Below are 25,456 nucleotides of genomic sequence, written 5' to 3'. Positions count from 1 at the left end.
CCGCGCGCTTGTGCGCACAGTCCGCGTTCTGCTTGATCTGCCCTTTTTGCGCATTGTGCTCAAGATTGTGGTGCGCACTACGCTGTGCCCATGTTCTCCAAGCCGCGATCCTTCAGCCGCCAGGTGCTGCTGAGCCAGCTGGCGGTGATCGTGCTGGTGCTCGCGCTGGCCGGGGGGACGTTCGCCTGGCTGGGCGCGCGGGCGGTCACCGCGGCCAACGAGTCGCGGGCTCTGGCCACGGCCCGGACGCTCGCCGAGGATCCGCAGGTACGGCAGGAGGTCACGGCGGCGTCGGACACCGGGGACCCCGATCCCTCCGAGTATCGCGACGGCCCGATCCAGGACCAGGCGATGCACATCCGCGACCGTGCGGGCGTGCAGTTCGTGGTCGTCACCGACGACCACGGCATCCGCCTGGCCCACCCGGACGCCGCGCTCATCGGAGGACATGTCTCCACCTCGCCGGACCGCGCGCTGGCCGGCCACGAGGAGGTCACCCAGGAGGCCGGAACCCCGGGGGTACACCGTGCGGGCCAAGGTCCCCGTCTACTCCAGCGACGACGACGGTCGCGTGGTCGGGCTGGTCTCGGTCGGCATCCAGGCCTCCGTCCTGGGCCAGGACATCCGCCACGAGATCCTCGCGGTCGCCGCCGTGGCCGTGGCGGCCCTGGCCGTCGGCGCCCTCGTCTCCCTGGCGCTGGTACGCAGGCTCGACCGCGCCACCTTGCAGGTCGGGCCGGAGGAGCTCGCGAACATGGTCAGGCATCAGGAAGCGGTGCTCTACGGACTCGACGACGGCGTCCTGGGGTTCGCCCAGGACGCCCGGGTCACCCTCAGCAATCAGCGGGCCCGGGAGCTGCTCGGCTGGTCCGGGGACGACGATGCCGGCCCGGTCCCCGCGGAGATCCGCGCCATGGTCGACCGGGTCCTGCCGCGCTCACCGCTCGGCGATTCCTCCAGCGCTCCGGAGCGCCGCCGCGTAGCTCTGGGAGATCGGATCCTGCTGGTGACCGCCGTCGCGGTGCGACGCGGGGACGTCTCCGTGGGCGCCGTCGTCACCGTCCAGGACGAGACGCAAGTCCTGACCATGGCGGAGCAGCTCGAATCCGTGACCGCCATGGCCCAGGCTCTGCGAGCCCAGCGCCATGAGTTCGCCAACCGCCTGCACACCGTGATGGGGCTGGTGACCACGGGGGCCACCGACGAGGCCGTCAGCTATATGGGCGCCATCCTGCGCCGGGGGCCCGTCGCGGCGCCGGTCGAAGGCCTCGAGCTGATCACCGACGCCTACCTCCGGGCGCTGCTGGAGGCCAAGGGGACCGTGAGCGCGGAAGCCGGAATCACCCTGCGCGTGGCGCCGGACTCCCTGGTGCTCAACCGGATCTCCGAGCCGGAGGACGTGACCCTGATCCTCGGCAACCTCATCGACAACGCGATCCGCGCCGCGCTCCAGAACCGTTCCGAGGATACGGCCGCCGGAGCCGGGCAGCTCCCGCTGGAGCCGTCCGGCGGCCTCGTCGAACTCCATCTGCTCAGCGAGGGGGAGGATCTGCATGGCGTGGTCACGGACACGGGCCCGGGAATCGACGAGGACATGAACACCTCCGAGATCTTCACCGAAGGCGTGACCGGCAGGGGGGAGACGCCATCGCCCGGGCAACGGCCGCCATGGGGCGAACGGCACCAGCAGGAGCACGGGCACGGCATCGGACTGGCCCTTTGCCGCCGAGTCGCGCAGCGCCGCGGCGGCCGGGTGTGGGTGATCGCCGCCCACGACGAGCGCCTCGGAGGCGCGAGTTTCGGCATCCACCTGCGCGACGTCCTGGAACATGACACCCCGGTCCCCGAGGAGCAACCGTGATCAAGGTCCTGATCCTGGACGACGACGTCTACGTCGGCCGGCTGCATCGCGAATACGTCAACAACGTCCCCGGGTTCGAGGCCCTGGAACCGGTTCGCGACCTGCGATCCGCGCGAGCCGTGCTGGCGGGCGAGGGTGCGGACCTCCTGCTGGCGGACCAGGTGCTGCCCGACGGTTCCGGGATCGAGCTCGTCGGGGAGTTCCCCGTGGACGCCGTCGTGCTCTCGGCCGTCACGGAGGCTGCGGCCGTGAGGCAGGCACTGGCCGCGGGGGCGCTGACGTATATCTTCAAGCCCTTCGAGCCGGAGTACCTGGCCGCATTCCTGCGCCGCTATGCCCGGCTGCGCCGGATCTGGGACAGGGCCAAGCTGTCCCAGGGAGATCTGGATCGCTCGCTGCGCAGCTTTTACGACACGTCGGGGACCGTCGCCGACGGCGAGAGCGCCGTGAACACCACCACGGCACGCGTCCTCGAGACCCTGCACTCCTCCGGACGGTCGCTGACCGCAGCGGAGGTGGGAGAGTCAGCGGGGGTCTCCAGGGCCACCGCCCAGCGCCACCTGGCACGGCTGGCCGAGCAGCGGGCCGTCGTCGTGACCCTGCGCTACGGCAGCACCGGCCGGCCCGAGCATCTCTACCGCGCCCAGTCATGAGCCCCGGTCATCGGGGGTAGCCGGGGTGCTGCCCCCGATGCGCCTTTTAACGGTGCCATCATCCTCCGGGATAGACTCTGGCTGTTCGTCCGTCGCCCGGTCAGAGGGCATGCACAGTGCTCACTGGGCCGCGCCACGGACCCATCCGCACTATCCTCCCCAGGAGCGCTCGTGGCCCGCATCGTTGTAGACGTCATGCCCAAACCGGAAATTCTCGACCCGCAGGGAAAGGCCATCGTGCGGGCCCTCCCCCACCAGGGGGTCACGGTGTTCTCAGGAGTCCGGCAGGGCAAGCGCTTCGAGCTCGAGGTGGACGGCGAGGTCACGGACGAGATCCTGGCCACCGCCCGGGAGGCCGCGGAGACGATGCTCTCCAACCCGGTCATCGAGGACGTGGTGAACGTCAGCGTGATCGACGACGTCGAGGCCTGATCCCTTGAGCGCCAACACCTTCGAGACCCCCCTGGTCGCCGACCTCTCCGCCCCCGGCGCCGATCCGGCGTTGAAGGACGTGCGGGTCGGCATCGTGACCTTCCCCGGCACCCTCGACGACCGTGACGCCGCCCGCGCCATCGAGCTCGCCGGTGGCACCGCGGTACGCCTGTGGCACGCCGACGACGACCTCCAGCGAGTCGACGCCGTGGTCCTGCCCGGCGGTTTCTCCTACGGCGACTACCTGCGCGCCGGCGCCATCTCGCGGTTCGCGCCCCTCATGGCACGGATCGTCGACGCCGCCGGCGACGACGGCGGCCTGCCGGTGCTCGGGATCTGCAACGGCTTCCAGATCCTCACGGAGGCCCACCTCCTGCCCGGCTCGATGATCCGCAACGACCACCTGAAGTTCGTGTGCCGCGACCAGCGGCTGCGAGTCGAGAACGCCTCCACCGCCTGGACCGGCGACTTCACCGCGGGCCAGGAGATCGTGGTGCCGCTGAAGAACAACGACGGCCAGTACGTGTGCGACCAGGTGACGCTGGAGCGGCTCGAAGCGGAGGGTCGGGTGGTGTTCCGGTATCTGGGGCGCAACCCCAACGGCTCCCTGAACGACATCGCGGGCGTGACGAACGCCCGCGGCAACGTCGTGGGCCTGATGCCGCACCCCGAGCACGCGGTCGAGCCCGGCTTCGGCCCCGACTCCACCGGCTCCGGCCCCGTGGCCAAGGGGGACGGCACCGATGGGCTCGGACTGTTCACCTCGGCCCTGAACGCACTGGTCAACGGATCGTCAGCCGGTTCGGCAACAACAGACGGAGGCACCCGCGCATGAGCGAGCAGCAGTTCCACCTGGACACGGTCGAGCATGCCGCGCAGACCCCGGACACGGAGCTCCCCTGGGCCGAGCTCGGCCTGAAGAAGGAGGAGTTCGAGCGGGTCGTGGAGATCCTGGGACGGCGTCCCACCGCGGCCGAGCTGGCCATGTACTCGGTCATGTGGTCCGAGCACTGCTCCTACAAGTCCTCCAAGACCCATCTGCGCCAGTTCGGCGAGAAGGTCTCCGAGGAGATGACCAAGGACCTGATGGTCGGCATGGGCGAGAACGCCGGCGTGACCGACATCGGCGACGGCTGGGCCGTGACCTTCAAGATCGAGTCGCACAACCACCCCTCGTACGTGGAGCCCTACCAGGGCGCCGCCACGGGCGTGGGCGGCATCGTGCGCGACATCATCTCCATGGGCGCCCGCCCGGTGGCCGTGATGGACCCGCTGCGTTTCGGGGCGATCGAGCACCCGGACACCCAGCGGGTGGTGCACGGGATCGTCGCCGGGGTCGGCGGCTACGGCAACTGCCTCGGGCTGCCGAACATCGGCGGCGAGGTCGAGTTCGATCCCTGCTACCAGGCCAACCCCCTGGTCAACGCGCTGGCCGTCGGGGTCCTGCGGCACGAGGACCTGCGCCTGGCCAACGCCTCGGGCACGGGCAACAAGGTGGTGCTCTTCGGCGCCCGCACCGGCGGGGACGGCATCGGCGGCGCCTCGGTGCTGGCCTCCGAGTCCTTCGACGACTCCAAGCCCTCCAAGCGCCCGGCCGTGCAGGTCGGCGACCCGTTCGCGGAGAAGGTGCTCATCGAGTGCTGCCTCGAGCTCTTCCATGCGAGCCTGGTCGAGGGCATCCAGGACCTGGGGGCGGCGGGCATCTCCTGCGCGACCTCCGAGCTGGCCTCCAACGGCGACGGCGGCATGCACGTGGACCTGTCCTCCGTGCTCCTGCGCGACCCCTCCCTGACCCCCGGGGAGATCCTGATGTCGGAGTCCCAGGAGCGGATGATGGCCGTCGTGGATCCCGCCAAGACCGAGGATTTCGAGGCCGTCCTGGAGAAGTGGGAGGTCGAGTACTCCTGGATCGGCGAGGTCACCGACACGGGGCGCCTGATCATCGACTGGCAGGGCGAGGTCATCGTCGACGTCGATCCCCGCACGGTCGCCCACGACGGTCCCGTCTACGAGCGCCCGTACCACCGCCCGGAACGGCAGGACGAGATCCAGGCCGACCACTTCACCGGCTCCGCCGCGGATACCGGCCGGCCCGCGGGCGAACGGCTCAAGGAGGCCGTCCTCGAGCTCATGGCCTCCCCCAACCTGTGCTCCAGGGACTGGGTGACCGATCAGTACGACCGCTACGTCCAGGGCAACACCGCCATGGCCATGCCCGATGACGCCGGCGTGATCCGCGTGGACGAGCAGACCGGGCTGGGGGTCGCGCTGTCCACCGACTGCAACGGCCGCTACGCCTACCTGGACCCGTACGCAGGCGCCCAGCTGGCCCTGGCCGAGGCCTACCGCAACGTGGCCACCTCCGGCGCGCGCCCTGTCGCGGTCTCGGACTGCCTGAACTTCGGCTCCCCGGAGGACCCCGAGGTGATGTGGCAGTTCGCCGAGGCGGTCCGCGGGCTGGCCGACGGGTGCCTGGAGATCGGCGTGCCCGTGACCGGCGGCAACGTCTCCCTGTACAACCAGACCGGCGAGGAGGCGATTCACCCCACGCCCGTGGTGGCGCTGATGGGCGTGCTCGACGACGTCCGCCGTCGTACCCCCTCGGGCTGGGACGCGAGCGCCGACGGGCAGGCGATCTACCTGCTGGGCAGCACCGCGGCCGAGCTGGACGGCTCCGAGTGGGCGCGCCTGCGCGGCCATCTGGGCGGGCAGCCCCCCGCAGTGGATCTGGCCCGGGAGAAGCTGCTGGGCGAGCTGCTGATCAACATGTCACGCGACGGCATGATCGACTCCGCCCACGACGTCTCCGAGGGCGGCCTGGCCGCGACCCTGTCCGAGATGTGCCTGCGCTTCGGCATCGGCGCCCGGATCGGCCTGGGCGAGGTGGCCGACCGCGACGGCGTGGACGAGTTCACCATGCTGTTCTCCGAGTCTCAGGGACGGGCCGTGGTCTCCGTCCCGCGTTCGGAGGAGGTCCGCTTCAAGGACATGTGCACCATGCGCGACTATCCGTACGCGCGCATCGGCGTCGTCGACGTGGTCAGCGACGCCCTCGACCTCATGGGCGCGGCGAGGATTCCCCTGCCGGAACTCCGTGAGGCCCATGAGTCCACCCTCCCCAGGTTCTTCGGCTGACCCGCCGGTCAGCCGCGCAAGAAGGTCGAGATAACCGTGAACGAAAACCTCCAAGAATATCCGGAGGCCCGCGAGGTGCGGACCGACCGGCTCCTGATGCGTCCCTTCACGACCGCCGAGATCGAGGCGGTGGTCGACGGCGTGAGCCTGGAGCATTTCGCGAACGGGTTTCCCATTCCGGAATCGGTCGACCAGCTCAAGGACATCGCGCGTTCCGGCGGTTTCTTCTTCATGGAGACGATGTACTCCCCGCTGGCCTGCGTGGAGATCGACACCGGCCTGGTCATCGGCTCCACGGGGTTCGCCGCCGCGCCGATCGACGGCGCCCTGGAGATCGTGGGGTTCCTCGCGCCCAGCCGGCGGCGGCGCGGCTACGCCTCGGAGGGCCTGCAGCCGCTGGTCGACCTGGCCTTCGAGAATCCGGAGGTCACGGTCGTTCGCGCCTCCGTACCCCAGGACAACGCGCATATCGAGGCCCTCCTCGGGGACGCGGGTTTCGAACGCACGGACACCGTGGGGCCGGAGAGCGAATACCGTCGCTTCCGCTCCTGAACGGGTGGTCACCCGGTGAGCCCGCCCCGCGGCTGGCAACCGTGCAACTGGTTTCGTGCTGCGAGAGCCCTTTCCTAGGCTGAATACGGTCGCCGGGATTCCCCGACCGCCCCGGATCGAGCCGGCGCCCGCATCTCATGCCAGGAGCCGCCATGTCCACGCCCGTCCAGTCCCGGTCGTCCAAGGCCTCCGGGCCGCCGAAGGCCGGGCACGGCGGCCTTCCTTCCGTGTACGCCAAGCTGATCATGGCCGTGACCGGCGCCGTCTTCGCGATCTTCGTCCTGGTCCACATGATCGGCAACCTGAAGATCTACCAGGGCGAGGAGGCCTTCAACTCCTACGCCCACTGGCTGCGGGTGGCCTTCTACCCCGTCCTGCCCTACGAGGGCCTGCTCTGGATCATGCGCGTGGTCCTGCTCGCCTGCCTGGTGGCCCACGTCTACTGCGCGGTGCTCCTGCGCCGGCGCGGTGCCGTGGCACGCGGACGCTGGAGGCGGCGCGGCCTCGGCCTGGACGTCTTCGCCGCTCGCACCATGATGGTCACCGGCGTCGTGCTGCTGCTCTTCATCGTCTTCCACATCCTGGACCTCACGCTGGGCGCGGCCCCCGCCGGACCCGATGAGTTCCAGGCCGCGACCCACGAGGTCTCCCACGCCTACGCCAACCTGGTCGCGTCCTTCGGCCGGTGGCCGGTGGCCCTGTTCTACATCGTGGCCATGGCATGCCTGGCGCTCCACCTGGCCCACGGGGTGGTCAGCGCCGTGGTCGACCTCGGGGTGGGCGTGCGGCCCCGGGTGTTCTCCGCGCTTGCCGCCGGCGGGCTCCTGTTCGGGCTGATCGTCGCCCTGGGCAATATCACCATCCCCGTGGCCGTCCTGACAGGAGTGCTCCAGTGAACACGTTCCGCAGAATCGGCGACCGGATCCGTTCCACCTTCGGGCCCGACTCCGAGGCCGTGTCCAAGCCCCAGACCGACACCCCCGACCCCGCCGCGGCACAAGGGGATCCCGCTGGGACGCCGGACCCCCCGGCACGCGGCCACGACGCCTCGCGCGACCGCACGGAGCCGCCCGCGAACCACGGGACCCGTGGCGCGGAGGGTTTCGTCGGTTACGCCGGAGAGCCCCTGGACGGCAACATCCCCGACGGGGACCCCCTCACCGCCTGGGCACGGCGCAAGCTCGAGTACAAGCTCATCAGCCCGCTGAACCGCCGCAAGTTCAAGGTGATCGTGGTCGGAACCGGGCTCGCGGGAGCCGGCTGCGCCGCCGCCCTCGGCGAGCTCGGCTACAACGTGGTCTCCTACACCTTCCACGACGCCGCGCGCCGGGCGCACTCCGTGGCCGCGCAGGGCGGGATCAACTCGGCCCGGGCCAGGAAGGTGGACAACGACTCCCTCGAGCGCTTCGTCAAGGACACCGTCAAGGGCGGTGACTTCCGCGCCCGGGAGGCCGACTGCTTCCGCCTGGGCGAGGAGTCCGTGCGGGTGATCGACCACATGGACGCGATCGGGGCGCCCTTCGCACGCGAGTACGGGGGTGAGCTGCGCACCCGCTCCTTCGGCGGCGTGCAGGTCTCCCGGACCTATTACACCCGCGGCCAGACCGGCCAGCAGCTGCAGGTCGCCGCCTCCCGGTCGCTCCAGCGCCAGGTGGGCCTGGGCACCGTGGACCTGCGCACGCACCGCGAGGTGCTGGACCTGATCGTCGACGACGGACGGGCCAGGGGCGTCGTCGTCCGCGACCTGTACTCCGGTGAGATCGAGGCCGAGACGGCCCACGCGGTCGTGCTGTGCACCGGCGGCTACGGCAATGTGTACTTCCGCTCCACGCTGGCGCACAACTCGAACGTGACCGCGGCCTGGCGGGCCCATCGGCGCGGCGCGTACTTCGCCTCGCCGTCGTACATCCAGTTCCATCCCACCGCCTTGCCGGTGAGCTCCCACTGGCAGTCCAAGACCACGCTCATGAGCGAGTCCCTGCGCAACGACGGCCGCATCTGGGTGCCGAAGAAGTCCGGTGACGAGCGGCCCGCGAACCAGATCCCCGAGGACGAGCGGGACTACTACCTCGAGCGGAAGTACCCCTCCTACGGCAATCTCTCCCCGCGCGACATCTCCTCCCGGGCCGCTCGCGAGGAGATCGAAGCCGGCCGTGGTGTGGGACCACTGCGCAACAGCGTGTACCTGGACTTCCGCGACGCCATCGGACGCCTGGGCAGGAAGACCATCGAAGAGCGCTACGGCAACCTGTTCGAGATGTACTTCGACGCGACCGGCGAGGACCCCTACACCGAGCCCATGCGCATCGCCCCCGGCGCCCACTTCGCCATGGGCGGGCTGTGGAGCGACTACGACATGATGACCTCGATCGATGGGCTGTTCGTGGGCGGGGAAGCCGGATGGGGATACCACGGCGCGAACCGGCTGGGGGCCAATTCCCTGCTGTCGGCCTGCGTGGACGGCTGGTTCACGCTGCCGTACTCGATACCGGACTTCCTGGCCGGTCACCTGGGCGAGGCCCCCTTGAGCCTGGACCACCCCGCCGTGCAGGAGACCATGGCAGAGGTCCGCGAGCGCACGGAGAGGCTGCTGTCCATCGGCGGCACGCGTGGCGCCGATCATTTCCATCGGGAGCTCGGCGAGATCCTCTACTCCGGCTGCGGGGTGGCCCGCACCGAGGCCGGCCTGAAGGACGCGCTCGAGAGGATCCGGGAGCTCCGCGGCCAGTTCTGGTCGGATCTGCGGGTTCCCGGAACGGGCCGGCAGCTCAACCAGGAGCTCGAGCGGGCGGGGCGGATCGCGGACTACCTGGAGATGGCCGAGCTGATGTGCCTGGACGCCCTGGACCGCCAGGAGTCCTGCGGCGCGCATTTCCGGGAGGAGTCCCAGACCGCCGACGGCGAGGCACTGCGCGATGACGACGGCTGGTGCTTCGTCTCGGCCTGGGAGCACACCCCGGGCCGGGACGTCCACCCCGGCAAGCCGGTCCGCCACGTCGAGCCGCTGGACTTCCGGGCCGTGCCGCTTCAGACCAGGAACTACGCCTGAGGCCCCGCGGGCCGGGGCGTGACGAGGAGAGAAGATGAAACTGACCATCGAGGTCTGGCGTCAGGAGAACGCGGAAGCCGAAGGGCGGTTCGTCACCTACCGGGTGGACGACGCCGCCCCTGAGATGTCGCTGCCCGAGCTGCTGGACCGGCTCAACGACCAGCTGGTATCCGCCGGCGAGGAGCCCATCGCCTTCGACACCGACTGCCGCGAGGGCATCTGCGGGACCTGCGGCATCACCGTCGACGACGTCCCCCACGGCAAGGTGCCCAACACGCCCACGTGCCGGCAGCACCTGCGCAGCTACGACGACGGCGACCACCTGAAGCTCGAACCGTTCCGTTCGGCGTCGTTCCCCGTGATCCGCGACCTGATGGTGGACCGGTCCGCGCTGGACCGGGTCATCGCCTCGGGCGGATACGTCTCGGTGGACGCCGGGACGGCGCCGGATGCAGACACCCGGCAGATCCCGTTCCAGGTGGCGGAGGCCGGGCTGGACTTCTCCGCGTGCATCGGCTGCGGGGCATGCGTGGCGGCCTGCCCCAACGGGGCGTCCCACCTGTTCTCCGGGGCCCTCCTGTCGCACCTGACCGCCTTGCCGCAGGGCAGGCCCGAGCGGGCCAGGCGGGCCCGCGGGGTGGTCTCGACCACGGAGGAGGAGTTCGGTCCGTGCTCCGTGTACGGCGAGTGCGTGGAGGTCTGCCCCGCGGGCATCCCGATCTCCGCGATCAGCGCGGTCAACCGCGAGGCGGCGCGGGCCGCCGTCCGGCGCCGCCGCGACGACTGAGCGCGGCGCCGGACGGGGCGCCGGTCACGTCATCCCGAGAAGACCCATCCAGGCCATGCCGACAGCGCCCCAGATCACGATGGAGACCAGGGACATGATGAATCCCACCCGGAACCATTCGGGGGTCTTGACGTAACCGGACCCGAAGATCACCCCGCAGGGTCCCGACGAGTAGTGCGTCAGGCCGCCGAAGAGGTTGCCGATGAACCCGAGCAGCAGGGCGGCGAGCATCGGCGGGGCGCCCACGCCGATGGCCGCGGCCAGGAACACCGCGTACATGGCCACGATCTGCGCGGTGTTGGAGGCGAAGAAGTAGTGCACGTAGAAGTAGACGAGCGCCAGGACCGCGAAGGCCAGGGCCCAGGGCAGGTGGCCGACCGAGCGGGAGACCGTCTCCCCGATCCAGTCGATCACGCCGAGGTCGTTGAGGTGCCCGGCCATCCCCACCAGGACGCCGAAGAAGATCAGGGTGGACCACGCACCGCTGTTGGCCGCCATGGTCTTCCAGCTCAGCACCCCGGTGCACAGCAGGATCGCGATGCCCACGAACGCCGTGGCGGTGGCGTTGACGCCCAGGGAGCCGCCCACCGACCACATGACCAGCAGCAGGATGAACGTCCCGGTCATGATGGCCTCGTGGCGGGTCAGCCGGCCCAGATTCCGCAATTCCTCACGGGCCTGATCAGGAGCCTGCGGCGTCTTCTTCAGGGTGGGCGCGTACACCTTGGACAGCACCCAGGGAACGACGACCAGGGAGACCAGGCCGGGCACGATCGCCGCGAGCGCCCAGTTCCCCCACGTGATCTCCACGCCCTGTTCTCCGGCGAACTGCTGGACCAGCGGGTTGCCTGCCATGGCGGTGAGGAACATCGCGGAGGTGATGGTGTTGACCTGCACGGTGGACATCGACAGGAACGCACCCAGGCGTCGCCGGGACTCGTCGTTCTCCGGGGTGGAGCCCTGGACCTCGGCCAGGGACCTCACGATGGGGAAGACCACGCCTCCGGCGCGTGCGGTGTTCGACGGTGTCGCGGGGGCTATCAGCAGGTCCGTTGCGGCCATGCCGTAGGCCAGTCCCAGGGACGATCGGCCCAGCTTGGACACGAACCACAGGGCGATGCGCCGCCCGAGGCCGGTCAGCAGGAAACCGTCGGCGATGAAGAAGGCGGCGACGATCAGCCAGACGGCGCTCGATGCGAAGCCCGTCAGGGCCTCGTCCTCGCCGACGTTCATGGTGCCCGTGATCATGGCCGCGGACAGCCCGATCAGGGAGACCGCGGCGGTCGGGAGGGGCTGGAGCACCAGACCCAGGATGGTGCCGACGAAGATCGCCGCCATGTGCATGCCGCGGGGGTCCACTCCCTCCGGGGGCGGGATGAACCAGATGACCAGGACGGCCGCCAGGATGATGGCCACCTTGACCACCAGCCCTCGGTCCAGTGGATTTCGGGGTGCTTTCGCGGCAGCCGCGGGACCGGATCTCTGGGACGGGGAACTCATGGCGTGAGGCTCTGTTCTCTCGGATGGGGGCGTCGCCGCAGTCCTCTTGTGGTCTGACCACGGAGCTGATTCCACGGTACTCCGCTCCGGTTCGGCCAGCACCCTGTTGCCAGGAATACCGGCGAAACAGCATGTCCGGACCGAGCCGTCAGATGTCCATCACGAAACATTCTTCAGACAGGTGTCTCGCCGTGTGGCGAAGAAGTGCACCTGCGGTCCATGATGAGACCTATGACACCACTGTCGCGGGACCTGCATCCGTCGAACGGCCGTCGCCGGTCGTTGGATGCCGACGATGTCCTGGCGCCGACCTCCCTCGTCGCGCGGCGCGCGGCGCAGCTGCAGCGCGCCGGGCAGGACCCCCAGGATGCCCTCGCGGAGCCCACCGACGACGACGCCACCGGCCCCGTCGCGACCGTCGACCCCGGCGCCGACGACGCGGATGCTCCCGAGGACACCGACTTCCCCGGTCAGCTGCATCACCAGATCCTCGAGATGATGGCCTCCGGGTGCGACGACGAGATCATCGCCCGCCATCTGCACCTGGATGTGGCGGCGCTGCGCGGTGCGATCCTCGAGCTGTCCGCCGCCGCGGGGTCCTGCAACCGTTTCCAGCTGGCGCTGAGAGCTCGCGACCTGGGCTGGATCTGAAGACACGCGATCGCCCCGCGTCGCCTCACGGCACGGAGCTTTCGCGCATACTAGCTGGTGCCCGTTTCCGCCCGAGGAGTTCCATGAGCACCAGTTCCACCGCAGCCGCCGCATCCCGAGAGAGTTCCGGTAACGGAACCGATCGCGAAGTACCCGAGACGCGCATTCCGTGGTGGCCGTCGCTGGTGGCTGCGGCGCTGGCGGGGATCGTCGCCTTCTGGGGGATGACGGTCCCCCAGTTCTGGTTCGACGAGACGGCCACCATCTCCGCCGTCGAGAGGCCGCTGAACTCGCTGGGCCGCATGCTCACGGACGTCGACGCCGTGCACGGGCTCTACTACTTCGTCATGTATCCCTGGGCGGGGGTCTTCGGGACCTCGGAGCTGGCCATGCGGGCGCCGTCGGCGATCGCCCTGATGATCACTGCGCTGGCGCTGAGCCGCATCGGGATGTCCTACGCGAGCCGGTACCTGCCCGGCCGCACGGTCTTCGTCGGACTGCTGATCGCGGTCCTGGGCGCCGTGCTCCCGGGGCTGACCTGGGCCGGCCAGGAGGCCCGCGGCTACGCCATGGCCGCCATGAGCGTCACCGTGGCCTGGCTGTGCTTCGAACGCTACGCGCGCACCCGCAACGGGCTGCTGCTCGTCGCGTTCGGGCTGAGCATGGCGGCTGCCACCGGCTTCTCCCTCTACTGCATCTTCATGCTGCCCGTTTTCTTCATCCGCACCTTCCGGTGGGGGTGGACGGCGATCACCCACGTCCTGGTCACGTGCGCGCTGGTGTGCATGTCCTGCCTGCCCCTGGCCTACATCGGCATGACGCAGAGCGACCAGGTCTCGTGGATCGACCTCTCCGTAGGCGACGTCGTGCGCAGCATGGCCGAGACCGTCTTCTTCATCAGCCCCCGGAACCTGAACGGCGACTACGCCGGCCTGGTGATGTCCCTCGCACCCTGGCTCGCGGCCCTGACCGCCGTGATCCTCGTGGCGGGATTCGTCCTGAGCCGTGCTCGCGGCATCATGGCGTGGACCTTCTGCCTGGTCTACTTCCCCTTCGCTGTGGTCCTGGCGGCGCAGGTGATGGGACGCCAGTTCTTCCAGGAGCGGTACCTGACCTTCACCGCGCCCGCGCTGATCCTGCTCATCGCCCTCGCCGTGGCCTCCATTCCATGGCGGATCGTGGGCATCGTGGTGACCGCCGTCTTCGCGGCGCTGTCCTTCCCGTCCCTGCTGGCGCAGAACGGCGAGTATGCCAAGGACGACCGGTACGGCACCGCCTCCGAGGAGGCGCAGCAGGCCGACACGGTGATCTTCCTCAACCCGCAGCACCGCGGGATCTTCATCGCCTACCCGCCCGATCGTGAGATCGCCGACCCCATGCTGGAGATGGACGCCGCCGGCTCCGCGACCCTGTGGGGCAACAACATCCCGCTCGAGATGGCCGGCGAGCTGCGGGAGACCGGATCGGTGGCCGTGGTCTCCTATCACGGGGACCTCGCGTTCCCCATGGTCGAGGAGAACCTGCTGGACAACCAGTGCACGCTGACCGACGACAACTCCGACTCCCGGTTCCGCGTGACCAACTTCGAATGCCCCGACACCCTGCCGGATCCGGCGGAGACGCCCGAGGCCCCCGTCGAGGAAGAGCCCGTTACGCCCGGTGTCTGATCCGGTCCCTCCAGCCCTTAGGCTCGACACATGACCATTTCGGATTCGCCGGGCGCCCCCGCACGCCCGGATTCCTCGACGACCTCCCGCGGAACCGTTCCCGCGACCCTGGATTCAGCGCTGCGGGCCGCGGACCGGCTGCGGGCGCGCGCTTGGGAGACCGTGGCGAGCACTTCGGTGGACGCCATGGTGAAGGCCACGGAGAAGATGCCGCCCACGCCGCAGCTCAAGCTGGCCATGGCCGCCAGCGGCACGCTCTTCTCCGGCTTCACCGTGGTGCACATGCTGGGCAACCTGCAGGTCTACCAGGGACGTGAGGCCTTCGACGGCTACGCCCGTTTCCTGCGCACCGTGGGCTCTCCCGTGCTGCCGGAGAAGACCCTGCTCTGGGCCTTCCGCGTGACCATGCTGGCGGCCACGGCCACCCACGTCACCTGCGCTGCCGCCCTGACGGTCCGGGCCCAGCAGGCCGCTTCGCGCCCCCGGGGGCAGAAGCGCCTGCGACCGCGCGGTCGCAGGCGCCGGCCCTGGGACGTGGCCAAGCGCTCCATGCGCTCCACGGGCGTGGTCCTCGGGCTCTTCACCGCCCACCACATCGCTGACCTGACGGTGGGCGCCCGGCCCGCGGCGGCGGAGCACGTCCAGGGGGCGGCTTACGACAACCTGGTGCGCTCGCTGCGGCGGCCGGCCGTCGCCGCGCTGTACCTGGCCGCGATGACGGCCCTCGCGGCGCATACCGCCCAGGGACTGACCCAGGTGGGCAACGACACGGGCCTGTCGACCGACCGCGCGGTCCGCGAGAAGCTCGAGCTGGCAGGACGCCTCGCTGGCACGGGCGTGGCCCTGGCCAACGCGAGCATCCCGCTGGCCGTTCAGCTTCGTATCGTGCGCTGAGCACGCCTTTCATCGCGTCATCGCGCGCAGTTTGGAGACACGCATGCACAACACCCGCACGCTGACCGTCGAGGTCTGGCGGCAGTCCTCGGCCGAGGACGACGGCCGGTTCGTGGCCTACGACGTCACGGGGGTCACTCCTGCCACCACCGTCCTGGAACTGCTGGACCTGCTCAACGAGCAGCTCCCCGACGGCGAGCAGCCGGTGAAGTTCGACGACGGCTGCCGTGAGGGCAGCTGCGGCAAATGCGGCGTCATGGTCGACGGTGTGGCCCACGGCCCGGAGTTCAACACGACCACGTGCCAGCAGCATGTACGCGCCTTCCGCAACGGCCAGCGGGTCCGCTTGGAACCGCTGCGGGCCGAGGCCTTCCCCGTGCTGCAGGACCTGGCGGTGGACAAGAAGAAGTCTCTGCGCACCGTGGTCAAGGCCGCCCGCGGCCCCGCCGGCATGAAGGCCCTGACCAACGCCGGCTGCATCAGCTGCGGGGCGTGCGTGGCGGTCTGCCCCAACGGCTCGGGCCAGCTGTTCGTCGGCTCGCTGCTGACCGAGCTGCCGCCGCTCATGAAGGACGACGACGAGCGGCGCGAACGCACCGAGAAGGTCATCGAGACGGCCGGGGAGACCTTCGGGCCGTGCTCGACCCTGGGCGACTGCACCGAGGTGTGCCCAGCCGGCCTTCCCCTGGAAAACCTGTCCGCGGTGGCCCGCGAGTACCTGCGCAATCAGAACAAGACCCGCCACCAGCACTGAGCGGTCGCTCGACGCACCCATCCCCGCCGACCGGTCACTTCACTCGCTCATTCCGGCCGACCGGTCGATCCGATCGCCCATCCCGGCTGATGAGCGAGTAGATCGACCGGTCGTCGTTCACAGGCTGCCGGTAGGGTTCATGAATGACCTCCCTGGCCGTGATCGGCTCGAACCTCCGCCTGGATGACAACCCCGCGCTCCTGCACGCGGCACAGGACGGACCCGCCGTCGTCCTGTACTGCGAGGACACGAACGTCAGGGTTCCCGGGGCCGCCTACACGTGGTGGACGAACAAGTCGCTGGAGCTGCTGCGCGCCGACCTCGAAGACCACGGCCTGCCCCTGGTGGCCGTGCGCGGGCCGCTGCCCGAGGTCATCCGGGAGATCGTCGGAGCCTTGGGCATCACGCACGTCCACGCCAACCGCCGCTGGGGCGAGAACGCGCTGGAGGTGGATCGCCAGTGGGCCGGCGCGCTGCGCGAGACCGGGGTGGAGATCGACGGGTACACCGCCCACGTCCTGCACGATCCCTGGAGCCTGACCACAGGGCAGGGCGGGCCGTACCGGGTCTACACACCGTTCTCCAGGAGATTCGACGGGTGGGACTGCGAGCCGTTCGACCTCCCGGAGCGCCGCGAGCGGGACGAGGAGCTCTTCGGCAGGGTCGCCGAGCTGGAACTGGGCGCGCGGGTGAGCCACCTGGGCGGAACCGACGAACCCCGATGGGCACGGAAGTTCAGCTGGGAGGTCGGTGAGAAGGCCGCCGCGGAGCGCCTGGAGGACTTCCTGGACGGCGCCATCGAGGACTACGCCGGGGACAGGGACCTCCCCGGCACGGCGGGGACCTCGGTCCTCTCCCCGCACCTGGCGCACGGCGAGATCGGGCCGCGACGCGTGTTCCAGCTGGTGGACCGCCATCTGAGGGCACAGCCCTCGGAATCGGCGAAGGCCTTCCGGCAGGAACTGCTCTGGCGGGAGTTCAACCACCACCTGCTCTACCACTATCCCGACATGCCGAGCACCAACTTGAACCCGCGCTTCGACTCGTTCCCCTGGAAGGAGACGGACTCGGCGGAGCCGCTGATCGAGGCCTGGAGGAGCGGGCACACCGGGCTGCCGATGATCGACGCCGGAATGCGGCAGCTGTGGCAGACCGGCTGGATGCACAACCGGGTCAGGATGGCCGTGGCATCCATCCTGACCAAGAACGTCGGGGTGCACTGGACCGTGGGCGAGCAGTGGTTCTGGGACACGCTCGTGGACGCCGATCCGGCCAGCAATCCCGGCAACTGGCAGTGGGCCTCCGGAACCGGTGCGGATGCCGCACCGTATTTCCGGATCTTCAATCCCCGGCGGCAGGCCGAGCGGTTCGATCCGGAGGCCCACTACATCCACGAGTGGGTGCCCGAGCTGGCCGGCACCCCGGCCAAGGAGGTGCTGGCAGCCCATAATCGGGAGGCGTCGGCACCCGCCGGGCGGGCCGGGCGCCGGGCAGAGACGCTCGAGCACTACCCGCCGCCCATGGTTGACCTGAAGGCGTCCAGGGCCGCAGCCCTGGACGCCTACCAGGAAACGGCCTAGCCAGCCCACTGCATACCCCCACCCCCAATTTTGGGGGTTTGACGGTCCCTGAGGAGTTCCGCATATATTGCATCGGTTAGGTTTGCCTAACCGAAATTTCGACGATCTCCGGGGGTGGGGCAGCAGATGGTGGCGACGCTCATGATCGGGCTCCGCGAAGGCCTCGAGGCGGCGCTGATCATCGGGATCCTGATGGCCTACGTCAAGCGCCTGGGCAGGCCGGACGCCGCCCGCAAGATCTGGCTGGGCGTCGCGATCGCGATCGTGTTCTCCCTCGTCTGCGGTGCGGTGCTGACCTATGGCGCGTACGGCCTGTCGTTCACCGCGCAGGAGGCCATCGGCGGCTCGCTCTCGATCCTCGCGGTCGGCATGGTGACCTGGATGGTGTTCTGGATGCTCGGAGCCTCGAAGGGCATGAGCGCCGATCTGCGGGGGAAGGTCGACGCCGCGCTCGTCGGCAACGGCCTCGGGCTCGCCGTCATCGGCTGCGTATCGGTAGGCAGGGAGGGCCTGGAGACGGCACTGTTCATCTGGGCCACCACCCGCGCCAGCGACGTCTCTCCCCTGGTCGGCTTCCTCTCCGCCGTGTCCGGGATCATCATCGCCGCCATCCTCGCCTGGGCGCTCTATCACGGCATGCTGCGCATCAACCTGACCCGTTTCTTCCGCTGGACCGGGGTGCTGCTCATCGTCTTCGCCGCGGGCGTGCTCGCTTACGGCATCCACGACCTCCAGGAGGCGGGATTCCTGCCCGGTCCTTTCATGGCCGCCCCTGCCGGCGCCGGATGGCTTGCGGGCTGGTTCGGGGAAGCCGCCTGGGCGTTCCAGATCCCCCACATCATCGCCCCCGATGGCTTCCTGGGAGCCCTGCTCAAGGGAACCATCGGTTTCGCGCCCGAGATGACCAAGCTCGAGCTGGTCGTCTGGGCCCTCTACGTCGTGATCGTCCTGCCCCTGTTCCTCCGCCGCTCGTACGCCATGGAGCGCAGGAACCGGCCCGGAGCGGTCAAGAACCATCCGGAGAAGCCCGCGCTCAACCCCGGAAAACCCTCCTAGCGTTCAACCACCTGAGGCCCGGGCACCGAAGCCGATGCCAGGGCCACCACGAGCCGACGGACCATCCGGACGAGCTCGTCACCACCGAGAAAGGATCCCCCGTGGAGATCAGAACCCAGGTGCAGCGCGGCTGCCTCGCCGCCGGAGCACTGTCGGTCGCCATGTTCGCCCTTGCCGGCTGCGTTCCCAATGCGGACCCCGAGGCCGAGGCGATCGCCGTGACCGCGAGCGACGACGACTGCTCCGTCAGCACCGAGGAGGCCGCCAGCGGAACCGTCACGTTCTCCGTCACCAACGAGGGCAGCAAGGTCAACGAGTTCTACCTGCTGGGCGAGAACAAGCTCACCATCGTCGGCGAGGTCGAGAACATCGCCCCGGGCGCGACCCGCGATCTCACCGTGCAGGCCGGCCCCGGCGACTACTACACGAACTGCAAGCCGGGCATGATCGGCACCGGCGTCGGCCAGGCCCCGTTCACCGTGACGGGCGACGCCCTGGAGGTCTCGCCCGAGGACGACGCCGTCATCGCCCAGTACGTGGGCTACGTGAAGACGCAGACCGAGGAGCTCGTGCCGAACGTCGAGGAGTTCGTCGACGCCTACGAGTCGGGCGACGACGAGGAGGCCAAACGGCTGTTCCCGATCGTGCGCATCAACTACGAGCGGATCGAACCCGTGGCGGAGCAGTTCGGGGACCTCGACCCCAAGATCGACTACCGCAAGCCGGGCGCGGACGAGGAGGGCCTCGAGTTCACGGGCTTCCACCGCATCGAGATGGACCTGTGGAACGACGAGGCCGTCGCGAACGGGGACTACGAGGGCGACCCCGACCTGACGCCGCTGACCCCCGAGCAGCGCGCGGAGCTGGGCGGCAAGCTCATCGACGACGTCACCGAGCTCAAGGACAAGGTCGCCGAGCCGGACTTCACGCTGACCCTCGCCGACATCACGGAGGGGGCGAAGGGCCTGCTCGATGAGGTGGCCGCCCCCGACGGGAAGCTCCCGGGTGAGGAGAACGAGTTCGCCCACACCGACCTGTGGGACTTCTACGCCAACGTGGAGGGCTCGGAAGTGGCCTTCGACACCGTGCGCGAGCTCGCGATCTCCAACGGTGAGCAGGAGCTGGTGGACGAGCTCGACGACCGGTTCGCCGACATGTTCGCCCTGCTCGACACCTATGGCTCCTACGACGACGGCTTCGTCTCCTATGACACCGTCGGCGACGACGAACGGGCGGAGCTGGCCGCGAAGCTCAATGCCCTGAGCGAGCCGATGTCCCGGCTGACCGCGGCCGTGGTCAAGAACTAGATCCTTGGCACAGGACCCGGCAGCGGATCGCCCTCAGCCCGGCGAGGGCCATGAGACGACTGAAGCCCCCGAGGCACCTGCCTCGGGGCGCTTCAGCCCGTCCCGGCGAGGGCTGCTCGGAATCGCCGGTGCCGCGGGACTCGCCCTGGGAGGGGCCGGCGGTGCCGCTGTGGCCACCGGCCTCGCCCGTCGCGGCGGGACGGCCGGCCAGGGATCGAGCGTCGTGCCGTTCCACGGCGACCACCAGGCCGGCATCGTCACCCCCGCGCAGGACCGCCTCCACTTCGCCTCCTTCAAGATGGTGGACGGCAGCGGCCGCGACGACCTGATCGAGCTGCTGAAGGACTGGACCACCGCCGCGCGGGCGCTGACCCAGGGCAAGGCGCTGGGCTCCGGCGTCGAACCCGACAACGCCCTGCTCCCCCCTGAGGACACCGGCGAGGCCGAGGGGCTGCAGGCAGGTCATCTGACCCTGACCTTCGGCCTCGGCCGGGATCTCTTCACGGGCACGGATGACGACGGCGATCCCTACGGCCTGCGCGCCCGGCTGCCGGAGCAGTTCCAGCCCCTCCCCTCCTTCGCCTTCGACCTGCTGGAGGAGGCGCGCAGCGGCGGGGATCTGTGCATCCAGGCGTGCGCCGACGATCCCCAGATCGCGGTGCACGCGATCCGCAATCTGGCCCGTATCGCCGTCGGCCGTGCGCACCTGTTCTGGAGCCAGCTCGGCTTCGGGCGCACCTCCTCGACATCACCGGAACAGGCCACCCCCGGCAACCTCTTCGGCTTCAAGGACGGCACCGCGAACGTGATGTCCGACGAGACCGAGGCGCTCGATCAGCACATCTGGGTGGGAGAGGAGGGCCCGGAGTGGCTGCGCGGCGGAAGCTACCTGGTGGCCCGCCGGATCATGATGACCATCGAGACCTGGGACCGCGCCTCGCTGGACGAGCAGGAGCGGATCGTCGGGCGCAGCAAGCTCGAAGGCGCCCCGCTCTCCGGTGCCCGGGAGTTCGACGAACCCGACTTCCAGGCCGAGTCCGACGGCGAACCCGTCATCGATCTCGCGTCGCACGTGCGCCTGGCCCACCCCGAGAACAACGACGGCGCGCGGATCCTGCGCCGCGGGTACAACTACGTCGATGGCTCCAACACCCTGGGCCAGATGGGTGCCGGCCTCTTCTTCATCTCGTTCCAGAAGGACCCCGGGATCTTCTCGCGCGTGCAGCGCTCCCTCAAGCCGGACCTGATGAACGAGTACATCCGGCACATCGGATCCGGCTTGTGGGCGGTGCCGCCAGGGGTCCGCAGCGGTGAGTTCCTGGCCCAGGCGCTCTTCGAGTGAGGGGCTGCACCACCGGCTCCCGGCCTGCCGCACCCGGCCCCGGGCCCTTCACCGGCCCACCCGCACGAGCCCCTCGACGGCGGCCCGCGCGACGGCTTCGAGCTGCGAGTGCGCGCCCATCTTCTTGAGCACGGACTTCACGTAGTCGCGCGTCGTGTTCACGCTCAGTCCCAGCCCGGCGGCGATCTGGTTCACGTGCCTCCCCTCGGCCAGCAGGGCCAGCACCTCGCGCTCCCGTGGCGAGAGGCTGCGCCGGAAGAACGGCGGACCCGGCTGCGACGGCGCCGGCTCGTACGGCAGGTTCGACGGCGCCGGCTGGCCCACCGGAGCATGCCGGATGGCGGCGAGGACCTCGGCCAGGCTCGCGGTCCTGCCCAGGTAGCCCGCCGCACCCGCGGCGAAGGCCGACCGCTCCCCGTCCGCCCGTGGCCGGCCCGTCAGGACGATCACCCGGGCCGCCGCGCAGATCCTCTTCAAGGGTGCGATGAGCTCGATGCCGTCACCGCACGGGAGGACCGCATCCAGGAGCACCGCGTCCGGATGCACGCGCTTGGCCAGCGTCAGGGCCGCCGGCCGGTCGCCGGCCACCCCGGCGCAGACGAGACCTTCCTCTCCGGCGATCGCCGCGGCGAGCAGATCTGCCAGGACGGCGTGATCGGCGACGACCATGACCCGGTGCCGCATATCCTCCACCGCCGCCTCCCCTCGGGCCGGTCCGAGCGGTCGTTCCCGCCGTTTTACTCAGGGTAGCCTTACCGCAGAGATCTCCGGAGGGCAGTGCTCAGAGCACCCGGCGGATCTGGGTCTCGAACTCCTGGACGTGAGCGGACATCGTGGCGCTGGCGCCGTCGGCGTCCCCCTCCAGCACGGTGCGCAGGAGGGAGCTGTGAACGTCGATGTGCTCCTGCAGCTGGGGAATGCGGTCCGCCACGACGCACCAGATGCGCGTCGCCAGGTGGCTGTAGCGCTCGAGCGTGGACTGAAGGTGCGAGTTGCCCGCCGCGGCGTAGATCTCCCGGTGGACCCGGACGTCCCAGCGCAGCACGTCGCCCCTGTCGGGCGAGCCGGCGTCGAGGGCCGCGAGCTCCTCTCCGAGCTCCTGCAGCTGGAGGCGGTGCCGCCCGCCCCGCTGCTCGGCGGCCAGGCGCGCCGCCAGGGGCTCGAGCACCTGACGCACCTGGGAGATCTCGGAGAGCGCGGTGATGTCCACCGGGGTGGCGAAAGTCCCCCGGCGCGGATAGGTCACCACGAGGTGATCGGACTCGAGCCGCTTGAGGGCCTCCCGGAGCGGCGTCCGCCCCACATGCAGCTCCTGTGAGAGGCGGGCCTCGTTGAGCGGAGCCCCCGGGGCGATGTCCAGGAAGATCAGGCGGTCCTGGAGCTGGAGGAAGGCCTGCTCCGCCAGGGACAGCGGCTCGCCCCGGGACTCGGCGAGTGCGGAGGACGCTATGGAAGACACCGCGTGGTACCTCGCTTTCCGGCTGCTCTGGGGACGTGGCGTGAGCCGGGGCAGGCCGCGCCCGGATCACCTTCAATGTACTGGCCCGCCGGTGCTGGATCCGAGCGCCGGGAGCCGTCGGCAGGGGTCATTGACAGCTGCCCGCAGCCTAACGTACCTTCGGTCCACATCTGATATATCAATTTGGGATCAACGATATACCCGGTACTCCGAGAGGTAGAGATGCCCGATCTGAACACCCGCCTGGCGGCCGCCGACCCGGAGGTCGCAGCAGCGATCGACGCCGAGCTGACCCGCCAGCGATCCACTCTGGAGATGATCGCTTCGGAGAACTTCGCGCCCGCCGCCGTGATGGAAGCCCAGGGCTCGGTGCTCACCAACAAGTACGCGGAGGGCTACCCGGGGCGGCGCTACTACGGCGGGTGCGAGCACATCGACGTGATCGAGCAGCTGGCCATCGATCGCCTCAAGGCGCTGTTCGACGCCGAGCACGTCAACGTGCAACCCCACTCCGGTGCCCAGGCCAACGCCGCGGCCATGTCCGCACTCCTCGACCCGGGGGACACGATCCTGGGTCTCGACCTCGCCCACGGCGGGCACCTCACCCATGGGATGAAGCTGAACTTCTCCGGGAAGCTCTACAAGGTCGCCGCCTACGGTGTCTCGGAGACGGAGCACCTCATCGACATGGACGAGGTGGAACGGCTGGCCCGCGAGCACCGGCCCAGGCTCATCGTGGCCGGGTGGTCGGCGTATCCACGGCAGCTGGACTTCGCGCAGTTCCGCCGGATCGCCGATGCGGTCGGCGCCTACCTCATGGTGGACATGGCCCATTTCGCCGGGCTGGTCGCCGCCGGGCTGCACCCCAACCCCGTCCCCCACGCGGACGTGGTGACCACCACCACCCACAAGACCCTCGGCGGGCCCCGGGGCGGGGCGATCCTGTGCCGGCAGGAGCTGGCGAAGAAGATCAACTCGGCGGTCTTCCCCGGCCAGCAGGGAGGTCCGCTCGAGCACGTGATCGCCGCCAAGGCCGTGGCCTTCAAGTACGCCGCGGACGAGGAGTTCCGCGACCGTCAGGAGCGCACCCTGGAGGGGGCGCAGATCCTCGCCCGGCGCCTGCTGTCCTCGGACGTGGCGAAGCACGGGATCTCGCTGGTGAGCGGCGGTACCGACGTCCACCTCGTGCTGGTGGACCTGCGGGACTCCGCGCTGGACGGTCAGCAGGGCGAGGACCGGCTGCACGGCATCGGCATCACGGTCAACCGCAACGCCGTGCCGTTCGACCCCCGCCCGCCGATGGTCTCCTCGGGGCTGCGGATCGGCACACCCGCCCTGGCCGCGCGCGGCTTCGGCCCCGCCGAGTTCTCGGAGGTCGCCGACGTCATCGCCGAGGCGCTCGTCGCCGCCCCCGAGGCAGACCTGAGCGCGCTGCGGGATCGCGTCACCGCCCTGGCCGAGGCCTTCCCGCTCTATCCCGACGTCGCCCCGTGCGCATCCCCCGAGGCCGAGTCGGCCGCGACCACGCAGTCCCCGAACCGGAACGGAGCCTCCTGATGGCCGACCTGCTGCCCGAGCACCCGGACTTCCTGTGGCGCAACCCCGACCCCAAGCCCTCCTACGACGCCGTCATCATCGGAGGCGGCGGTCACGGCCTGGCGACCGCCTACTTCCTGGCGTCCCGGCACGGGATGACCAACATCGCCGTACTCGAACGCGGGTGGCTCGCGGGCGGCAACATGGCGCGCAACACGGCCATCATCCGCTCCAACTACCTCTGGGACGAGTCGGCGGCGATCTACGAGCACTCGCTGAAGCTCTGGGAGCAGCTGCCCGAGGAGCTCGAGTACGACTTCCTCTTCTCCCAGCGCGGCGTGCTGAACCTCGCCCACACCTTGGGCGACGTCCGCGAGTCCGTGCGGCGGGTGAACGCCAACGTGCTCAACGGCGTCGACGCCGAATGGGTCACCCCTGAGCAGGTCAAGGAACTGTGCCCGATCATCAATATCGGCGATGACATCCGCTACCCGGTGATGGGCGCGACCTACCAGGCCCGCGCGGGCATCGCCAAGCACGACCACGTGGCATGGGCGTTCGCCCGCAAATGCGACGAACTGGGCGTGGACATCATCCAGAACTGCGAGGTCACCGGCTTCCTCAAGGACGGCAACCGGGTGACCGGCGTCGAGACCTCCCGCGGGACGATCCACGCCGGCAAGGTGGGGCTCTGCGGTGCCGGCCACTCGTCGGTGCTGGCGGAGCTCGCCGGCTTCCGGCTGCCGATCCAGTCGCACCCGCTGCAGGCCCTGGTCTCCGAGCTCCACGAGCCGGTGCACCCGACCGTGGTGATGTCCAACCACGTGCACGTCTACGTGTCCCAGGCCCACAAGGGCGAGCTGGTCATGGGGGCGGGCGTGGACGCCTACAACGGCTACGGTCAGCGCGGCGCCTTCCATGTCATCGAGGAGCAGATGGCCGCCGCCGTGGAGCTGTTCCCGATCTTCACCCGTGCGCACGTCCTGCGCACCTGGGGAGGCATCGTCGACGTCACCCTGGACGCGTCTCCCGTCGTCTCGAAGTCCCCGGTGGACCAGCTCTACGTCAACTGCGGCTGGGGGACCGGCGGCTTCAAGGGAACGCCCTCGGCCGGCTACACCTTCGCCCACACCATCGCCAACGACGAGGCCCACCCGCTCAACGAGCCGTTCTCCCTCGAACGGTTCGAGACCGGCGTGCTCATCGACGAGCACGGTGCCGCCGCAGTGGCCCACTGACGG

The 25,456-nt window shown here is 69.7% G+C and carries 22 protein-coding genes and 1 pseudogene; 20 read left to right on the top strand and 3 right to left on the bottom strand.

The genetic code is table 11. The features are described from left to right. Nucleotides 1–90 precede the first annotated feature (90 nt). The 10 genes and pseudogenes from FCK90_RS15725 to FCK90_RS07800 form a co-directional block, all read left to right on the top strand. A pseudogene (locus FCK90_RS15725) lies at nt 91–447 on the top strand (sensor histidine kinase); the annotation flags it as partial. Between the two features lie 79 nt (nt 448–526). Beyond that, the gene (locus tag FCK90_RS07840) at nt 527–1,861 is read left to right on the top strand and encodes a sensor histidine kinase (RefSeq protein WP_246180082.1); all 1,335 of its coding nucleotides are present in this window, start codon (nt 527–529) and stop codon (nt 1,859–1,861) included. Then, nucleotides 1,858–2,514: a response regulator gene (locus tag FCK90_RS07835; protein WP_158033739.1), complete on the top strand. Its 657-nt coding sequence runs from the start codon at nt 1,858–1,860 to the stop codon at nt 2,512–2,514. The genes FCK90_RS07840 and FCK90_RS07835 overlap by 4 nt, the downstream gene beginning before the upstream one ends. 171 nt (nt 2,515–2,685) lie before the next feature. Continuing rightward, entirely contained in the window at nt 2,686–2,946 is a 261-nt protein-coding gene (purS, locus tag FCK90_RS07830) for a phosphoribosylformylglycinamidine synthase subunit PurS (RefSeq protein ID WP_158033738.1), read from the top strand. Nucleotides 2,947–2,950: 4 nt separating this feature from the next. Further along, on the top strand, nt 2,951–3,781 hold the full coding sequence (purQ, locus tag FCK90_RS07825) for a phosphoribosylformylglycinamidine synthase subunit PurQ (RefSeq protein WP_158033737.1): 831 nt from the start codon (nt 2,951–2,953) through the stop codon (nt 3,779–3,781). Further along, nucleotides 3,778–6,081, top strand: a complete 2,304-nt coding sequence (purL, locus tag FCK90_RS07820) for a phosphoribosylformylglycinamidine synthase subunit PurL (RefSeq protein ID WP_158033736.1) — start codon at nt 3,778–3,780, stop codon at nt 6,079–6,081. Before purQ ends, purL begins: the two co-directional genes overlap by 4 nt. Nucleotides 6,082–6,117: 36 nt before the next feature. Then, entirely contained in the window at nt 6,118–6,633 is a 516-nt protein-coding gene (locus FCK90_RS07815; protein WP_158033735.1) for a GNAT family N-acetyltransferase, read from the top strand. Between the two features lie 152 nt (nt 6,634–6,785). Continuing rightward, the gene (locus FCK90_RS07810; RefSeq protein WP_158033734.1) at nt 6,786–7,529 is read left to right on the top strand and encodes a succinate dehydrogenase cytochrome b subunit; all 744 of its coding nucleotides are present in this window, start codon (nt 6,786–6,788) and stop codon (nt 7,527–7,529) included. After that, the gene (locus tag FCK90_RS07805) at nt 7,526–9,682 is read left to right on the top strand and encodes a fumarate reductase/succinate dehydrogenase flavoprotein subunit (RefSeq protein ID WP_246180081.1); all 2,157 of its coding nucleotides are present in this window, start codon (nt 7,526–7,528) and stop codon (nt 9,680–9,682) included. The genes FCK90_RS07810 and FCK90_RS07805 overlap by 4 nt, the downstream gene beginning before the upstream one ends. A 34-nt stretch (nt 9,683–9,716) precedes the next feature. Then, a complete protein-coding gene (locus tag FCK90_RS07800) occupies nt 9,717–10,469 on the top strand; it encodes a succinate dehydrogenase/fumarate reductase iron-sulfur subunit (protein WP_158033733.1) in 753 nt (250 codons plus the stop codon). Nucleotides 10,470–10,493: 24 nt separating this feature from the next. Here FCK90_RS07800 and FCK90_RS07795 read toward each other — a convergent pair whose 3' ends face one another. After that, the gene (locus FCK90_RS07795) at nt 10,494–11,969 is read right to left on the bottom strand and encodes an anion permease (RefSeq protein WP_158033732.1); all 1,476 of its coding nucleotides are present in this window, start codon (nt 11,967–11,969) and stop codon (nt 10,494–10,496) included. A 231-nt stretch (nt 11,970–12,200) separates the two neighbouring features. Here FCK90_RS07795 and FCK90_RS07790 point away from each other — a divergent pair, with 231 nt between their 5' ends. From FCK90_RS07790 to efeB, 8 genes are all read left to right on the top strand, one after another. After that, entirely contained in the window at nt 12,201–12,620 is a 420-nt protein-coding gene (locus FCK90_RS07790; protein ID WP_158033731.1) for a hypothetical protein, read from the top strand. Between the two features lie 83 nt (nt 12,621–12,703). Further along, nucleotides 12,704–14,287 (top strand): glycosyltransferase family 39 protein, encoded by a 1,584-nt coding sequence (locus FCK90_RS07785; protein WP_158033730.1) that lies wholly within the window; start codon nt 12,704–12,706, stop codon nt 14,285–14,287. Nucleotides 14,288–14,317: 30 nt separating this feature from the next. Next, the gene (locus FCK90_RS07780) at nt 14,318–15,181 is read left to right on the top strand and encodes a succinate dehydrogenase cytochrome b subunit (protein ID WP_246180080.1); all 864 of its coding nucleotides are present in this window, start codon (nt 14,318–14,320) and stop codon (nt 15,179–15,181) included. Nucleotides 15,182–15,224: 43 nt separating this feature from the next. Beyond that, the gene (locus tag FCK90_RS07775; RefSeq protein ID WP_158033729.1) at nt 15,225–15,935 is read left to right on the top strand and encodes a succinate dehydrogenase/fumarate reductase iron-sulfur subunit; all 711 of its coding nucleotides are present in this window, start codon (nt 15,225–15,227) and stop codon (nt 15,933–15,935) included. Nucleotides 15,936–16,078: 143 nt separating this feature from the next. Then, nucleotides 16,079–17,515 carry a cryptochrome/photolyase family protein gene (locus FCK90_RS07770; RefSeq protein WP_158033728.1) on the top strand — a complete coding sequence of 479 codons (1,437 nt, stop codon included), beginning with the start codon at nt 16,079–16,081 and terminating at the stop codon, nt 17,513–17,515. A 114-nt stretch (nt 17,516–17,629) separates the two neighbouring features. Continuing rightward, nucleotides 17,630–18,571: an iron uptake transporter permease EfeU gene (gene efeU / locus FCK90_RS07765; RefSeq protein WP_246180079.1), complete on the top strand. Its 942-nt coding sequence runs from the start codon at nt 17,630–17,632 to the stop codon at nt 18,569–18,571. 101 nt (nt 18,572–18,672) lie between these two features. Further along, nucleotides 18,673–19,878 carry an iron uptake system protein EfeO gene (gene efeO, locus FCK90_RS07760; protein WP_246180078.1) on the top strand — a complete coding sequence of 402 codons (1,206 nt, stop codon included), beginning with the start codon at nt 18,673–18,675 and terminating at the stop codon, nt 19,876–19,878. A gap of 4 nt (nt 19,879–19,882) precedes the next feature. Beyond that, nucleotides 19,883–21,220, top strand: a complete 1,338-nt coding sequence (gene efeB / locus FCK90_RS07755) for an iron uptake transporter deferrochelatase/peroxidase subunit (protein ID WP_158033727.1) — start codon at nt 19,883–19,885, stop codon at nt 21,218–21,220. A gap of 48 nt (nt 21,221–21,268) precedes the next feature. Here the strand turns inward: efeB and FCK90_RS07750 are convergent, their stop codons facing one another. Continuing rightward, on the bottom strand, nt 21,269–21,904 hold the full coding sequence (locus FCK90_RS07750) for a LuxR C-terminal-related transcriptional regulator (protein WP_246180084.1): 636 nt from the start codon (nt 21,902–21,904) through the stop codon (nt 21,269–21,271). A 97-nt stretch (nt 21,905–22,001) separates the two neighbouring features. Continuing rightward, nucleotides 22,002–22,679 (bottom strand): GntR family transcriptional regulator, encoded by a 678-nt coding sequence (locus tag FCK90_RS07745; RefSeq protein ID WP_158033725.1) that lies wholly within the window; start codon nt 22,677–22,679, stop codon nt 22,002–22,004. 222 nt (nt 22,680–22,901) lie between these two features. Here FCK90_RS07745 and FCK90_RS07740 point away from each other — a divergent pair, with 222 nt between their 5' ends. Both FCK90_RS07740 and FCK90_RS07735 read left to right on the top strand, forming a co-directional pair. Then, a complete protein-coding gene (locus FCK90_RS07740; RefSeq protein ID WP_158033724.1) occupies nt 22,902–24,236 on the top strand; it encodes a serine hydroxymethyltransferase in 1,335 nt (444 codons plus the stop codon). Continuing rightward, a complete protein-coding gene (locus FCK90_RS07735; protein ID WP_158033723.1) occupies nt 24,236–25,453 on the top strand; it encodes a sarcosine oxidase subunit beta family protein in 1,218 nt (405 codons plus the stop codon). Before FCK90_RS07740 ends, FCK90_RS07735 begins: the two co-directional genes overlap by 1 nt. The last annotated feature ends 3 nt before the right edge of the window (nt 25,454–25,456 follow it).

It is taken from the genome of Kocuria coralli (genome assembly GCF_008831305.1).
Classification (GTDB): Bacteria; Actinomycetota; Actinomycetes; order Actinomycetales; family Micrococcaceae; genus Kocuria; species Kocuria coralli.
The sequence above is the reverse complement of the archived record's forward strand: the minus strand, read 5'-3'. Positions and strand labels throughout refer to the sequence as shown.